Annotated in this window: 14 protein-coding genes; 9 read left to right on the top strand and 5 right to left on the bottom strand. The window is 72.7% G+C overall.

Annotated elements, in window-relative coordinates; all coding sequences use genetic code 11:
* Positions 1-171: 171 nt before the first annotated feature.
* From ACI8AA_RS22165 to ACI8AA_RS22175, 3 genes are all read right to left on the bottom strand, one after another.
* The gene (locus tag ACI8AA_RS22165; protein ID WP_457046529.1) at positions 172-1,941 is read right to left on the bottom strand and encodes a DUF262 domain-containing protein; all 1,770 of its coding nucleotides are present in this window, start codon (positions 1,939-1,941) and stop codon (positions 172-174) included.
* Between the two features lie 197 nt (positions 1,942-2,138).
* Complete coding sequence (locus ACI8AA_RS22170; protein ID WP_457046530.1) at positions 2,139-2,888, bottom strand: GP88 family protein; 750 nt, start codon at positions 2,886-2,888, stop codon at positions 2,139-2,141.
* A gap of 1,112 nt (positions 2,889-4,000) precedes the next feature.
* Positions 4,001-5,275, bottom strand: coding sequence for a diguanylate cyclase domain-containing protein (locus ACI8AA_RS22175; RefSeq protein WP_457046531.1), 1,275 nt, complete (start codon positions 5,273-5,275; stop codon positions 4,001-4,003).
* Positions 5,276-5,512: 237 nt separating this feature from the next.
* On the opposite strand from ACI8AA_RS22175, the gene ACI8AA_RS22180 reads away from it, so the two are divergent.
* Together ACI8AA_RS22180 and ACI8AA_RS22185 are read left to right on the top strand one after the other, a co-directional pair.
* On the top strand, positions 5,513-7,057 hold the full coding sequence (locus ACI8AA_RS22180; protein ID WP_457046532.1) for a long-chain-fatty-acid--CoA ligase: 1,545 nt from the start codon (positions 5,513-5,515) through the stop codon (positions 7,055-7,057).
* Positions 7,058-7,173: 116 nt separating this feature from the next.
* Positions 7,174-7,797 (top strand): hypothetical protein, encoded by a 624-nt coding sequence (locus ACI8AA_RS22185; RefSeq protein WP_457046533.1) that lies wholly within the window; start codon positions 7,174-7,176, stop codon positions 7,795-7,797.
* Between the two features lie 6 nt (positions 7,798-7,803).
* On the opposite strand, the gene ACI8AA_RS22190 is transcribed toward ACI8AA_RS22185, so the two are convergent.
* Positions 7,804-8,550 (bottom strand): enoyl-CoA hydratase-related protein, encoded by a 747-nt coding sequence (locus ACI8AA_RS22190; protein ID WP_457046534.1) that lies wholly within the window; start codon positions 8,548-8,550, stop codon positions 7,804-7,806.
* Between the two features lie 124 nt (positions 8,551-8,674).
* Here ACI8AA_RS22190 and ACI8AA_RS22195 point away from each other — a divergent pair, with 124 nt between their 5' ends.
* From ACI8AA_RS22195 to ACI8AA_RS22210, 4 genes are all read left to right on the top strand, one after another.
* A complete protein-coding gene (locus tag ACI8AA_RS22195; RefSeq protein ID WP_457046535.1) occupies positions 8,675-9,715 on the top strand; it encodes a hypothetical protein in 1,041 nt (346 codons plus the stop codon).
* Positions 9,716-9,781: 66 nt separating this feature from the next.
* Positions 9,782-10,372, top strand: a complete 591-nt coding sequence (locus ACI8AA_RS22200) for a hypothetical protein (RefSeq protein WP_457046536.1) — start codon at positions 9,782-9,784, stop codon at positions 10,370-10,372.
* A 380-nt stretch (positions 10,373-10,752) separates the two neighbouring features.
* Positions 10,753-11,262 carry a hypothetical protein gene (locus ACI8AA_RS22205; RefSeq protein ID WP_457046537.1) on the top strand — a complete coding sequence of 170 codons (510 nt, stop codon included), beginning with the start codon at positions 10,753-10,755 and terminating at the stop codon, positions 11,260-11,262.
* A gap of 81 nt (positions 11,263-11,343) precedes the next feature.
* Positions 11,344-12,354, top strand: a complete 1,011-nt coding sequence (locus ACI8AA_RS22210) for a YncE family protein (RefSeq protein ID WP_457046538.1) — start codon at positions 11,344-11,346, stop codon at positions 12,352-12,354.
* Here the strand turns inward: ACI8AA_RS22210 and ACI8AA_RS22215 are convergent.
* Positions 12,351-12,920: a TIGR03086 family metal-binding protein gene (locus ACI8AA_RS22215; protein WP_457046539.1), complete on the bottom strand. Its 570-nt coding sequence runs from the start codon at positions 12,918-12,920 to the stop codon at positions 12,351-12,353. The two genes, ACI8AA_RS22210 and ACI8AA_RS22215, sit on opposite strands and share 4 nt — an antisense overlap.
* A 38-nt stretch (positions 12,921-12,958) precedes the next feature.
* Here ACI8AA_RS22215 and ACI8AA_RS22220 point away from each other — a divergent pair, with 38 nt between their 5' ends.
* The 3 genes from ACI8AA_RS22220 to ACI8AA_RS22230 all read left to right on the top strand — a co-directional run bounded on the left by ACI8AA_RS22220 (position 12,959) and on the right by ACI8AA_RS22230 (position 14,690).
* Positions 12,959-13,432: a TY-Chap domain-containing protein gene (locus ACI8AA_RS22220; RefSeq protein ID WP_457046540.1), complete on the top strand. Its 474-nt coding sequence runs from the start codon at positions 12,959-12,961 to the stop codon at positions 13,430-13,432.
* 26 nt (positions 13,433-13,458) lie between these two features.
* On the top strand, positions 13,459-14,235 hold the full coding sequence (locus ACI8AA_RS22225; RefSeq protein WP_457046541.1) for a DUF6308 family protein: 777 nt from the start codon (positions 13,459-13,461) through the stop codon (positions 14,233-14,235).
* A gap of 173 nt (positions 14,236-14,408) precedes the next feature.
* Complete coding sequence (locus ACI8AA_RS22230) at positions 14,409-14,690, top strand: hypothetical protein (protein WP_457046542.1); 282 nt, start codon at positions 14,409-14,411, stop codon at positions 14,688-14,690.
* Positions 14,691-14,751 lie beyond the last annotated feature (61 nt).

The following is a 14,751-nucleotide window of genomic DNA, read 5'->3' on the forward strand; positions in this document are numbered from 1 at the left end:
GGGGGGGGGGGGGGGGGGGGGGGGGGGGGGGGGGGGGGGGGGGGGGGGGGGGGGGGGGGGGGGGGGGGGGGGGGGGGGGGGGGGGGGGGGGGGCGGGGGTGGGGGGGGGGGGGGGGGGGGGGGGGGGGGGGGGGGGGGCCCCGGCCCCCCCCCCCCCCCCACCTCCGGTCCTCAGCCTGACGTCGTCGATGCCTTGACACCCAGTCGCTGCTGCAGCCGCTCCCGGAGGCGAGCCTTCCTGTCCTCGTAGAACTTCATGAAGTCCGTCATGTCCTCCGGCAGGACATCGAGGTCGTTCTGCTCGACGTACGTCGCTCGCTGCTCCTCCGACACGAAGGCCTCGTCGAGCCACTTGGCCGGCAGAACGGCCTGCTTCTCGACGTTCGCCAGCCCCTGCAGCAGCTGGAGGTTCGGCAGCCGGTCCACAGCCGCCATGAAGACTTCGATGTCCTGTACGGGGACCCCCGCCTCGGCCAACCGCTTCCTGGTGAACCGAGACCGCGGGAAGACGTGGTCCTCGTGGAAGACCTTGCTGAGGTCCAGACCCGGGTACAGCATCGCCAGCACGGGGAACGTCCGTTGTCCGCCGTACTTCAGCTCCAGCAGTTCGTCGACCTCGGTCGCCTCGAACTCCAGCGACTTCCCGATCGCTGCCATCTCGGCCTGGACAGCCTCGACGGGGAAGCCAGCTGCGCCATGCGCGTCGATCGCTTGACGGATGCGGCTGAGAGTCGTGTCCAAGCCAGAGCCCCAGATCCCTCGCTTCATGAGCGACCGGTTCACCCACTTCTGCAGGCGCGTCCGGTCCTCCGCGCTGGCCGTCGAGTCGAGGTACGAGTCGTCGAGCCCCTTGGAGGCGAGGAAGTAGGCGATCGGGATGACCACGCTGTGAGCAGTCAGGCTCCGGGTCGAGAGACCAAATCGGCTCAACAGGGTGGCGGCACGCAGGAGAGCGGCCCTGGTGGTGCTCCAGGCCTTCTCGACCTTCTTCATGTTGTCCTGCGTGAAGTTGGTGACGCGGAACCGGAGGTCGACGCCAGCCACCATCAACGCCGTCTTGAGGACCACGTCCTTGGAGAAGGAGAACTCCCGTGAGCCGCCGGTGTTGAGCTCCTGGACGAGCGCCCGGACCTCTTCCCGTGCGTCGTACTCCTCCCACTGGTTCGTCGCCATCGACAACAGGAGGTCCGAGTACGACAGGGTCGTACCGCCGCTGTTCACCCGGACGAAGATGTCGAGCACCTTGTCTGGGTCCTGCGAGCCCTCGAGGTAGTAGTTGATCGGCTTGGTAACCCGGATCGCCTCGTACAGGTCGTACAGCCGCTGGTGAGCCTCAACTTCGTTGAGGTCGACGCCCCGGTCCTTGAGCGCCTTCATCAGCGCGGGCCCGGAGTTCTCGAGCTTCAGTACATCACCGATGCGGAACCACTTGGCCGGCTCACCGGACTCGGGCTGCGCCTCGGCATCGGTGAGAAAGCGCAGGTCGTAGCGGAGTGACAGTTCCTCGTGGTCGGGATCCTCCAACAAATTTAGGTACAACCGCTTCTTCGGGAAGGCGTCGGGGCTGTTCCACCAGGCGTACTTCTTCTTCTCGGCATGACTGCCGTACACCGCGATGTTGAGCGACGTCAGGCGCTGCTGCCCGTCGAGGATCGCCACGGCGGATCGGCCACTCGGCACTGTGGCCTTCGTGGCGTACGGGTGGTCCCGCTCGTGGAAGTCGGTCAGGAAGTCGTAGAAGGCGTAGTGACTCGCCGTACCGGGCTCGACATTCCATAACAGGAACGACCCGATGGGATAGCCCCGCATCAAGCTGTCCACCAACTGACGGATCTGATCGGTGCCCCAGACGAACTCTCGCTGGATGGCAGGGAGCAGATACCGCTTCTCGTGGATCCCCGCGAGGACCTCCTGCACGGTGACGGGTGTCTGGAACGCCACTGATACTCCGATGTCCGACGGCGAGGCTTGGCTCGGAGATGCTATGGCTCTCCATCCAGACCGGCGGCCGCGACACAGGGCGCGACGAATCAATGCTCCCCAGGCGCTAGCTCCGCCGGCGTGATCGGCTCATGGCTTGCGGGGAGGTGACCGAGGGCTGTCAGTCCTGAGAGGCCGTAACTCGTCCTGGGAAGGCCCTACCTCTTGGCCACGGAGAAGACGACGTCCCCTCTACCGCTGGGACAGATCCCGCACCGGATGCAGGCGGACCCCTTCGCGCTGATGAGCGGTATCCGTCTTCCGTTCTCTGGACACGGGTAGCGCTTGCCCGGGAGATCGCCCAGATCGGCCCGTCCGTCGGCGAATGTCTCAGCGAGGTAAGCCCAGAGCACCCACGGGTGACGCCTTCTCGCTGCTGTGGCGGCCTGGAGGTTGTCGGGGTCCACGGACAGGTAGACGGACAGGTTGGCCAGGTCGGCCAGCGCGGGCAGGACATCCAACGAGTCCGGATCGAAACTGCGTGTGTACACCCAGAAGCGCACATCGGGGTTGGCGCGGACCACGTCCGCCCATGCCTGTGCGTAGTCCCAGGAAAAGAAGTCACCGTCCCAGTGGATGCGGAAGTCCCTTGGGACTTTCGCTCCTCGGGCCTCGGCGCGCTCACAGTCGGCTCGGAAGTCCGCGATCATGTCGTTGAGGAGCTCCGCCATACCTGCTCGATCGAGCCCTGCCAACTCCGCCATGTTCGCGGTGAGCACTTGGCGCAGTCCCTTGTAGAGGTTTTCCAACTTGCCGGCGTAGCAGACGCGCTGGCAGGTCTCCGTGGCGCCAGGACAGGAGTAACCGCGGCCGGCGGGTAGGCCGAAGCTGTTGGCGATCTTGGGTGTCTTGCCGTTGGGGGACGGCAGATTGGTCACCTTGCGGTCCGCAGACCGCTTGAGACTCACTCGGCACCCGGCCGAGGTACTTGAGCTGAAGGTCCAGTTCGAACAGCAGTGACACGTGAACCGGTGCGGGCGGATCGGGCCCGTGAACGCAAGCGCTGCTGGAGACGGGTCTCGGCCTCTGTGGCCGAGCGGCTCTCACCGGGCCCCCACCCACTACACCAGGTCGCGCTCCCATACGACCCGCCCCAGTCAACATCTCATGGCGACCTCCTCGGCAGTGCCTACGGAGGTTCCGGGTCACGCACAGCGATGAGAAGAACGGCTGGCACGGAAAAGCACCGATGTGCGCATGGCTGGACTGCGAGCACGCGTTCGCTCACCAGGCGCAGTCCTGCGCGGTCGTTCAGACGACGCTCAACCACCAGGTCCTGGCGTCGTCACGGACGAGGTTCGTTGTGTGCGGGCCATGAAGGGAGTTCAGACGCACCTCGAAACACAGGGCTTGAGCCGCTTACGGCTGGAGGTCTGATCATCTGCGCACACCCGACCTTCAGCAGTACCCACACACTCCGGACAGCGGTAGCTCGGTGAAACACTGCGGACAGAGCCGGTTGCGTCGCTTCGCCTGCGAGACCACTTCGCCACGGCTTGAGACCACACCGCTGTCGGTTCCCTGCCGTCGAGCGTCACGGACCGTGCGCGTCTCCGTGCGGCACTGCAGACAGCGGGTACGCCCGGCGGCCAGTTTCGTTGAGCCGCACAATCCGCATCGAGGTGTCGCTGCACGCGTCTCTGGGTTGGAGCGGGCGTCCTCTGCGATGGTGCGGACCCGCTTCCCTCCCCCGGCATCCATGACCTTGAAGACCGGACGCTGATGGTTGAGGCCGCTCACGCGTCCACCCCGCAGCGGACGCCGCTCAGGACGGACGGCCGGCCGAGCGTCTGCCGGACAGGACCCACGCCAACGAGGAAAACGACGCACACGGACACTCGCACTCCTCTTGGACCACTGACGCCAAGGAATGCCGTGCAGCCTGCCATCCGAACACCAGGAAATGAGACGTCCGACACTCGGATCTCCATCCCGAAGCGACCAGTCCGGCGCACTGCCAGGTTGCCCGCACTGAGCGCAGGCCCGCGAATGCCGGCGCCTGCCTTTGGGGACCGGCCGACTACGCCGGCAGATCCTCGGTCCCGACCATGTGCAGGACGCCGCGGCCGCGCTCCTTGGCGCCGTACATCGCCCGGTCCGCCAGCGAGAGGACCTCGTCCAGCGTCGTCCCAGGCTCAGCCATCGCCAGCCCGATGGAGGCCGACACCCGCACGGTCCGCCGTCCCACCTCGACCTCGTCCACCAGCACGGCGGCCAGCCCGTGCCCGATGGCCTCGGCAGCAACAACATCCACCCCCGGCAGGACCGCCACGAACTCGTCCCCGCCCAGCCGCCCGACCACGGCCCCCGGCAACTCCCGCTCCACGTGCCGGCGCAGCCGGTCGGCGAGCCGGACCAGCAGCTGGTCCCCCACTGCGTGCCCGCCGCGGTCGTTGACCTCCTTGAACCGGTCGACGTCCACGAACAGCACCGCTCCCCCGACGGCCAGCGCCGCGCGGCCGGTGTCGAGCAGGTGACTGCGGTTGGCCAGCCCGGTCAGCGGGTCCTGCCGCGCCGAGCGCAGCAGCGCCTGCTTCCAGCCGTCGGCCTTGGTCGCCACCGCGGTCAGCCGGTCCACCGTCTCCTGCAGCCGCACGGCCTGGTCGGCGTCCGCGTCCGCGGCCAGCCCCGCCATCGACGAGGCCAGCGTCTCGAGCACCGTCTCCAGCGGCAGGCCGGCCGCTACCACCTCCAGCGTCCGGCCCTGCGCGGCCAGCAGCTCGCCGTCCCACCGGTGCGCGGTCACCTGCCGCCGCAGCGACAGCACGCTGCGCACCAGCCGCACCTGGTTCTCCAGCAGCTCCTGCTCGGCCAGCGAGAAGGCCCGCGGCTCGTCGTCGAAGACGCCGAGCGAACCGAGGACGAAGCCGTCCTCGTCGATCAGCGGCACCCCGAGGTAGGAGCGGATCGCGCCGGCCGCCACAGCGGGGTTGTCACGGAAGACCGGGTGCTCGGCGGCGTCGGCCACCTGCAGCGGCGCCCGCAGCGCCACCACGTACGCGCAGAACGACAGCTCGTCGGGGACGTACGAGTACGGCGCGCCCGCGCCCCGCTCGGCCGGGAAGCACTGCTCGTCCGGCCCGACCAGGTTGATGACCGCGATCGGCGCCTCCACCGTCCGCGCCATGTACGCGACGACGGCGTCGAGGTCGGACACCCCGGCGTGCCCCGGCAGCCGGTAGCTGGCGATCGCGGCGAGGCGGCCTGCCTCGGCGACGGCCGGCCGCGGATCGGGCAGCGGGACGTCGGCCGGCGCGTAGTCGGGCAGGCGGGGCGTCGGGACGGCGGCGCTCACGCGCGGCGACCCTAGTGGCCGAGCGTCATCGACGGAACACGCTGCGGCACGGGGCACCTCTCGCCGTCGAGGCGCCGCGCCGGTCCCCATCGACGGCGGCCCCGAGCTCGGCGGGCCCGCGCCTTCCCGCGGCTGGCGGCCCGGCCCGTCCCGCGGCCCCAGGGCCGTCCGCCTCTGTCGCCGCGGAACCCGTCGTCGCGACGCTCCGGGTCCCACCCGGATCGGGAGGTCGGCACCGTGTACGTCACCCAGGGTCTGCACCGCCACGTCCAGCAGCGCGGGGACGAGATCGCCACCGTCTGCGCCGGCCGCACCCGGACCCACGCCGAGTCCGTCGACCGGATCGCCCGCCTGGCCGCCGCTCTCCAGCAGCTCGGCATCCGGGACGGCGAGCGCGCGGCCGTCCTGTCCCTGAACTCCGACCGCTACCACGAGTTCCTCGGCGCGACGCTGTGGGCCGGCGGCGTCGTCGTCCCGGTCAACATCCGGTGGAGCGTCCCCGAGATCGCCGACTCCCTCGCCGAGGTCGACGCCCGGGTCCTCGTCGTCGACGACGTCTTCGCCGCGTACACCGAGCCCATCCGGGCGGCCCACCCGCGCCTGGAGCACGTCGTCCACGCGGGCGACGGCCCGACCCCCGACGGCATGCTCGCGTTCGAGGAGCTCGTGAAAGCGCACGAGCCGGTCGAGGACGCCCGCCGCGGGGGCGACGCCCTCGCCGGCGTCTTCTACACCGGCGGCACCACCGGCCGGTCCAAGGGCGTCATGCTCAGCCACGACAACCTGCTGACGTCGTCCATGGGCGCGCTGGTCGCCAACCACTTCCCGCCGGGCGGGGTGGGCCTGCACTCCGCGCCCATGTTCCACCTCGCCGCCTTCTCCAACTGGGTCGGCGCCGTGGTCATCGGCGCCACCCAGGTGATGATCCCGGCGTTCGACCCGGTCGCCGTGCTGACCGCCGTCCAGGAGCACGGCGTCACCGACCTGCTGCTGGTCCCCACGATGATCCAGCTCGTGGTCGACCACCCACGGGTCGACGAGTTCGACCTGAGCACCGTCCGCCGGGTGGGATACGGCGCCTCCCCCATGTCCGACGCCCTGCTCGGCCGGGCGGTGAAGACCCTGCCCAACGCCCGCTTCCTGCAGGCCTACGGCATGACCGAGGTCGCCCCGGTGGCCACCCTGCTCACGGCCGAGGACCACGAGGACCCGGCGCACCGGCGCTCGGTCGGGCGCGCCGCCCCGCACGCCGAGGTGCGCGTCGTCGGCCCGGACGACGTCGAGCTCCCCCGCCGGGGGGTCGGGGAGATCGTGGTCCGCGGCGGCCACGTGATGCTCGGCTACTGGGACCGGCCGGAGGAGACGGCCGAGGCGCTGCGCGGCGGCTGGATGCACACCGGCGACGCCGGCTGGATGGACGACGAGGGGTACGTGTACCTCACCGACCGCATCAAGGACATGATCATCTCCGGCGGGGAGAACGTGTACTCCGTCGAGGTGGAGAACGTGCTCGCCCAGCACCCGGCGGTGGCCACCTGCGCGGTCATCGGGGTCCCCGACGAGACGTGGGGCGAGCGCGTGCACGCCGTCGTCGTCCCGGCGGCCGGCGCCGCCGTCACCCTCGAGGAGCTGCGGGCCTTCTGCGCTGACCGGCTGGCCGGGTACAAGACGCCGCGGTCGATGGACGTCGTCGACGCGCTGCCCCTCTCCCCCGTCGGCAAGGTCCTCAAGCGGACCCTGCGCGAGCCCTACTGGGCCGGGCAGGACCGTGCCGTCCACTGACGTGGACCGGCCCGGGGAGGCTGCCCGACGGCTGGGCCATTGCCTCGCGCACCGAGCGTCGACAGGCTGAGCCGTGACGCCGCAGGGGCGTCCCCACCAGGTCAGGAGAGCGGCGCATGCACGCACGGTCCACGAGCATCCGCGGCAACACGGCCGGTATCGACGCCGCCATCGCCTACGTGCGCGACGACGTCCTGCCGATGGTCCAGAACACCGACGGCTGCGTCGGCCTCTCCATGCTCGCCGACCGCGACAGCGGCCGCTGCATCGTCGCGACCGCCTGGAGGGACGAGCAGGCCATGCGCGCCACCGCCGCCGAGGACCGCACCGTCCAGCACCGCCTGCTGCACACCCTCGGCGGCGGGCACGCCGACGTCCGGGAGTGGGACATCGCGGTCCTCCACCGGGACCGTCCGGCCGGCGACGGCGCCGGCGCGCAGGTCACCTGGGCCCGCATCGCGCCGAACCACCTCGACGACCTGCTCGACGCCTACCGGCACAACCTGCTGCCCAAGCTGCAGGAGCTGCCCGGCTTCTGCAGCGTCAGCATGCTGGTCGACCGGCGCCTCGGCCGGACGGTCAGCGTCACCAGCTTCGAGGACCGCGACGCCGCGGGACTGGTGCGCCGGCACGCCCGGTCCCTGCGGGAGCAGTTCGCGCAGGCGCTGGGGGCCAAGATCGTGGACGTCGCCGAGATGGACCTCGTCCTCGCCCACCTGCACGTCCCCGAGGCGGTGTGAGCGGTCTCAGCCCTGGGACGACCGGCGCATCGACCACATCTGCGCGGGGCGCTCGAACTGGGTGGCGACCTCCCAGCTCACCGCGCCGTTGACGACCTCCCTGCGGAAGTTGCCCACGGCCACGCGGGCGAGCTCCGGGTCGGCGGCGACGCGGCGGGCCAGCTCGAGGGCGCGGTCCTCGACGGAGGCGTCGTCCACCGACTCCCACGCCAGGCCCAGCTCCACGGCCTTGGTCCCGTTGATCTCCTCGCCGAACAGCGCCATCGCCGCGGCGGCCTCCCGGCCGATCAGCCGGGACAGGATGACGAAGTGCCCGCCGCCGGGGTGCAGGCCGCGCTTGAGGAAGCCGGCCAGCAGCCGGGCGTCGTTGGCGACGATCCGCAGGTCGGCGGCCAGCAGCATGTTCATCCCGGCGCCGACGGCGGACCCGCGGACGGCGGCGATGGTCGGCACCTTGACCTGGCCCAGCCGGTAGAAGGAGTCGTAGATGCGGCCCATGCCCTCGTAGGCGTCGGGCGCGGCCGGGTCCTTGCCGGCGTTCGTCAGCGTCGCGACGTCGCCGCCCGCGCAGAACGACTTCCCCACCGCCCGGACGACGAGCGCCCCGACCTCCGGCTCGGCGTCGACCTCGTCGAACACGTCGATCAGCTCGCCGGCCATCTGCGGCGTCAGCGCGTTGCGGCGGTCGGGCGCGTTGAGCGTCACCACCGCCACGCCGCCGTCGACCTCGAGCAGGACCTCGGCGTCAGCCACGAGTGCACCTCCGGATCGGGGCCCGCGGGCCCGGGGGACCATCCGCAGGCATCAGACCACGACGCCGTGTTGCCGCCCTGCGCGGGCCGGTCCCACACTCGGCTCCCCACCTCCGGAGCTTTACATGCCCGCCCGCCGCGCCGCCGTCCTCGCTCTTGTCGCGCTGATGGCTGCGGGCTGCACCAGCGTCGAGGGCGACCCCAGCCCCGCGCCGACGACGTTCACCGAGCTCCTCGGCACCGCCGACCTCGACGCCGTCGCGCCCGCCGGGGTGGACGTCCTCGACCTGGCGGCCGGTCCGGACGGCCCGCTCGTCCTGCTCGCCGACAGCGCCGACCCGTCGATCACCTACCTGGCGCCGGTCGGTGAGGACGGCGTCGGCGGCGTGCAGCGGCTGGACGGCCCCGGCGAGCAGCTGTTCGTGGGACCCGACGGCGCCGTCCTCGTCCTCGGCCCCGGCCGGCTGACCACCGTGGGCGGCGGCACCGTCGAGCTCGCCGTCGACGGCGAAACCGCCGCCCTCTCCCCCGACGGCCGCCGGCTGTACGTAGTGGCGGAGGGGCGGCTGGCCGCGGTCGACCCGGCGACCGGCGAGGTTCAGGCGACCACCGACCTCGAACCCGGCCTCACGGTCAAGACCCTCGCCGCCGGACCGGACGGGCCGGTCGCGCTCATGAGCGACGCCCGCGCGCTCGACCTGGCCGACGTCGCCGTCCTGGGCACCTGGGCCGACGACCTGGGGCGGGCCGAGCTCGCCGAACTGGCCTCCGACCGCCCCGCCAGCATCCCGTCCGCGCTGCGGCTGACCGACGACGGCGATGCGGTCGTCACGCTCACCGTCCACGGCGACGACCCGTTCCGCGTGACGGTCGTCGAGGACGGCGAGGTGACCGCCGCGCACCCCATCCCCGGCACCGACCGCGCCCCGGCCGACCTGGCCCTCTCCCCCGACGGGCGGGTCGCCTACCTGGCGGTGGCCGGCTTCGAGGTGGAGTCCGGCGTGGTCACGCTCGACCTGTCCAGCGGCGAGCAACTCGCGGCCGGCCGGCTGTGCGAGGGGCAGGGCACCTTCGGCCGGGTGGCGCTCACCGACGACCGGCTGACCGTCATCGGCGCGTGCGTCGGACGGGACAACTCATCGACCACCGCGTTCGTGCTCGGGTAGCCGTTCGGGTGGGTTGTCCCCAGGGTGCGATCCGGAGCGGGGCTGTTCTGGTTATCGTCCGCGATCGTGCGGAACCCCGGCACCGGACGGACGAGCCTCATCGCGGTGGTCCTCGGCGCGACGCTGCTGCTGCCCGCCTGCTCAGCTGCTGACGACGAGGCGCCGAGCACGAGCCTGCCGACGACGTCGGCGCCCGCGCCCACCACCGCGGCGCTGCCCCCGGTGGGCCCGGCTGACTTCCCGGTGCCGCCCGAGGCGCGGACGCAGGACGCCGCCGGCGCCGAGGCCTTCCTCCGCTACTGGATAGACCTCCTCAACCGGCAGCGCGCCATCCCGGCCGGGCAGCCCCTGCGCGACCTCGGGCCGAACTGCGATGAATGTTGGCGGATCGCCAACAACTACGACGAAGTCGCTGCTGCCGGCCAGCGCTACGCCGGCGGTGACGTCGCGGTAGGTGCTGTAGCAACGCCCCATCTTGAGGAAGACAGAGCCCTTCTGTCGTTTGCAGCGAGTGTTGCCGCCGTCTCTAAGACGGATACCGCCGGAAGCGTGATCGAGGTCGGTCCGCCTGCAGTCACGAATCTCGGCTCTGGCCTCTATCTCGCCTGGTCATCAGAACTTGGCAGTTGGCTCGTCACGGAGTTCAACCTGGGATGAGCCGTCAGGGCCTGATGTGTGGGGTGCTGGCACTCCTGCTGCTCTGCCTTGGGGTTCCACCAGCCGCAGCAGATTGCGGGTGGGACCGCTGTCCGAACACAGACCTGCAGGACGGGGCTGCCACCGTCGAGTACTTCGGCGGAGCCGTCACGGACCTCGTTAGCGGAGGAGGCGCTGCGGCCATCGATTATGTGTGGCGCCTTGTCCCGCCCTGTGTGATCTCGGACGAGCGAGCAGGTTCGTGTACCGCCATCGACTTTGAGGCCTGTCCAGCCGGACCTGGTCAGGTCGTCCGCTACCTCTCTGTCCAGCAGCGGCCCATCGTCCGTCCCGATGGGACCGCTGTATTGCCAGTGCCTCCCGGTCTTCCGCCGGGGAGCTTGCTGGGCTCGTGGGAGACCCTGCGCACGGCGTGCATCGACATCACCGCGCTGAACCCGCCGCCGTCGCCGGAGGAGGTGTTCCAGTACTTTCAGCGACTTCCGCTGCCGCAGCTGACCACCTCACACGCGCCTCCTGGCCGAGGCCTGGCCGGGCTGCCGGTCGTCTTCTGGACCGACGCCCCGACCACCGAGACCTTCACCGTCGACGTCCGCGGCTACGCCGTCGTCATCGTCGCCGAGGCCCAGCGCTACACCTGGCGCACCGGCGACCCCGCCGCGCCCACGCTCACCACCACCGTCCCCGGCGGCGCCTATCCCGAGCAGGCCACCGAGCACCTCTACCGCTCGGGCACGTACACCGCGTCGCTCACCGTCACCTGGGGCGCCACGTTCACCGTCGACGGCAGCACGCCGGCCGACGTCCCCGGCACCACCACGACCGACGGCCCGCCGGTGACGTTCGACGTCGTCGAGGCCGCCGCCGTCCTCACCAACCCCTACGACTGACCAGCTCACAGGCCCGCTCGTGCGCCGGGCCGCGCTGCGACTCCTTGTCGGCGTCCTCACGTCGAGAACACACTCGCCGGCATGCGCCCCAGCCCCGGGCTCGTGCTCGCCGCTCTCCTGCTGACCGGCTGTGGCGGGGCGATCGCGGGCACGGCGATCCCGGGGCCGACGACGGTGTCGCTGGCCGACGTCGCGGGCGCGGGCGCCGAGGTGCTCGACGTGGCCGCCACCGCCGACGGCCGGTCGGTCGCGCTGCTGGCGCCGCCCGGCGGCCCGCTCACCCTCGCCGACGTCGCCGCCGGCGGCACGCCCACCGCCGTCCCGCTCCGCGGCCTCGACTCCGAGCGGCCCGGCCTCGCCCGCATCGCCGCGGACGGCGAGGGCGTGGTGGTCGTCGGGTTCGCCGCCGGGCGCGTCGCCCTTGTCGAGGCGGACCTGCGGCGCGTCGACGCGCCGGAGCCGGTCGGCACGCTCGGTGCCGCCGACGTCGCGGCGCTCGACGCCGTCGTCATGGACGGCGTGCTGCTCCTCGCACTCAGCGGCATCGACGGCGCGCACCGGCTGGTCGCCGTCGACCCCGAGGACGGCGTCGTCCGCGGCGAGGTCGCGCTGCCCGGCACGCCGCGCGACCTGCACACCTCGGGGGACGGCATGGTCGTCGTCGCCACGGACACCGGGCGCGGCGCCTCCGTCGTCATCGTCGACGCCGAGCTGCAGATCGTCGGCGAGGTGCCGCTCGGCCCGGGCGCCGCCGGCCCGCTGACCGTCGTCGACGGCCACGTGTACGCGACCGTCGGCGGGTCCGGCGACGTCTCGATCGCCCGCGGCTCCGAGGTGCTGGCCTCCGTGCCCGGGGACCTGCCGGCCCTGGTGACCGTCGACGGGGACACTGCCACGCTCGTCGACACCGTGGCCGACGGCGAGGTGCCGCGGGTGCTGCAGCGCACCGTCGACCTGGCGGCGGGCGAGGTGGTCGCCGAGGTGGAGCTGTGCGACGGCGGCGCGGTCGACGGGGCTGACGTCGACGGGTCCGGCCGCGCGTCGGTGGTGAGCGACTGCCGCGGCGAGCCGGTGCTCTGGCGGTTCGGCTAGGCCGGCGGCTTCCAGCCCGGGTCGCGGCCGGTGACGCCGAGCAGCCGGTCGAGCGCGGGAGCGTCGGCGGGCACCGGCACGACCGGGCCGTACAGGTCCGGCGGGCGGTCGTCGCCGAAGGACTCGGCGAACGCGCGGCAGGTGTCGGCGTCGGCGTCGGCCACCTCGTAGCGCTGGCCGGTGGCGGCGGCGAGGTCCCAGCCGTGGACGACGACCTCGTCGAGCGCGACGACGGCGGTCACCTCGCCCGGCATCTCGACACCGCCGGCCGCCGTCATCCCCTCGTGCGCCGCGGGGTCGCGCCAGGCCGCGGCCAGGGCGTCGAGCTGCGCGGGGATGAAGGTGCGCCAGTCGGTGGGCAGGTGCGCGGGGTCGGTGGAGGCGGTGCCGTCGACCGGCGTCTTCTCCGCGGCCATGCGGAAGGCGTAGGCGAGCCCGGCGAGGTGGCCGAGGAGCCCTGCCACGGTCGTGCCCTCGCACGGGGTCGGGGCGGTGAGCTGGTCGTCGCGGATCCCGGCCACGACCCCCGCCGTGGCGGCCGCTGCGGGTCCCAGGTCGATCGTCATGCCAGGGCAGACCGCCGCCGTCGCCGAGAATGAGCGGCGTGCCGAGGTACGACCGCGACGCCGCCCTGTGGGAGCCGTTCCGCCGCCGCCTGGCCGGCCTGCTCGAGCGGCTCGGCGACGGCGGGTTCGTCACCGCGCAGGTCCCCGACGGCGCCTACGTGCAGTTCATGAACGAAGGAACGCGGTTGCTCGGCGAGTGCTGCGACCCGCGCCTGTTCGACGACCTCGCGCCGCGCGCCGCCGCCCTCGACGAGCGGATCCGCGCCGTCGGCTGGGAGCCCATCGACCCGCACGGCGGCTCCCCGAACCACAGCGTCACCTGGTACCCGGGCGCGGGGACGCCGGCGGGAGCGGTCGACCCGGACGACGCCCGCGACGCCGCCGAGCTCGCCGTCCACACCTTCCGCCGGGTGTTCGACGTCGCCGACCCGCGGCGCCTGCACCTGCCCGACGACGGCGCCGGCGACGACACGACTCCCCCGGCGCGGGTCCTGCCGCTACGGCCGCGCTGAGTCCCGACCGGAGTTGAATGGGCCCCGTGTCGGTCGGACCGGACGCCGCTGCCCTCGTGCTCCCGAGCGCGGGGCCCGACCCGATCCCGCTGGCCACCGCGCTGGCCGCCGTCCTCGGGTACGCGCGCGGCCGCCGTCCGCTGTTCTTCCGTTCTCCCAGCGTGCCGCAGGGCCGGTGGGTGCAGGTGCTCGCCTACCCCTTCGACCGCTTCGACGGCCAGCCGCCCGAGACCGCCGACCACCCCACCGACCGCGACGTCCTGCTCGCCGAGGGCCTGCACGGCCGGCTCGACCCGGCGGGGTGGCGCGAGGTGCGCGGCCGGCTCGACGACGTCTGGCCGGACCACGCCGCGGCGCTCGAGCGGGCGGCCGGGCGCCCGATGTGGGAGCTGCCCGCCGACGAGTTCTCGGTGCTGATGGAGCCGGGCACGGTCGGGGCGGCGCTGCGGTCGGCGACCGAGGGGCCGGGGGCGCGGCACGTCGTCGCCGCGCTGCACCACCGCTCCCCCGCGCTGGTGCCGCTGACCGACGGGCACACCCGCCGCCAGCTGTGGGGCCACCTCCGCGAGGGCGACAGCGGGCCCGCGGCGATCGTCCACCGCGAGCTCACCGCCAACGCCGGCGCGTTCGCCGCGCTGGAGACGGCGACGGCGCGGCTGCTCGACCGGCCGCTCAGCCGGGTGCGGCTGCACGACGTCCTGCTGTGGCTGTCCGGGTCGCTGCGGATGACGCACGCGGTCGCCGTCGGCCGGGCACTCGCCGCCGAGTCGGACCAGGGCCTGGAGGCGCTGCTCCCGGCGTGACCGCCGGGCTGTCGATCATCGGCTGCGTGCACGCGACACGCGCCGACACGCCGGTGCGAGCGGCACGCAGACGATGATCACCAGCAGCACCGGCGCGCCGTTCCGCCTGGCGCTCGGCCTGCCGATACGAGTAGGGAACGGGCGCGACGACGGCCCAGGAACGAGAGGACCGCATGCACCCCCGCACCCGGCTCGAGACGGTCATGGCCGCGCCCCTCACCACCGGGAACCTGCTGGCCGACTGCGAGCGCTGGTGCCGCGACGCCCTCCCGCCCCGCGAGACCGGTCCCGCCGCCGTCCTCGCCCCGCGCCCCGCTCCGGACGAGCGGCGCGGCGCCCCGGCGCGGGTGGAGCGGCGCCGCGCCCCCGTCACCGGCGCCGCGGTGCGGGCCATCGCCCGGACGCTGACCGAGGCGGCCAAGGCCCACCCCGAGGCGGAGGCCGGCGCCGCCTGACCGGCGGTAGGACGACAGGAGGGGCGCCGCTGTTGATCATCGGGCAGTGCACGGGACACGC

Source organism: Geodermatophilus sp. SYSU D01180, assembly GCF_054050415.1.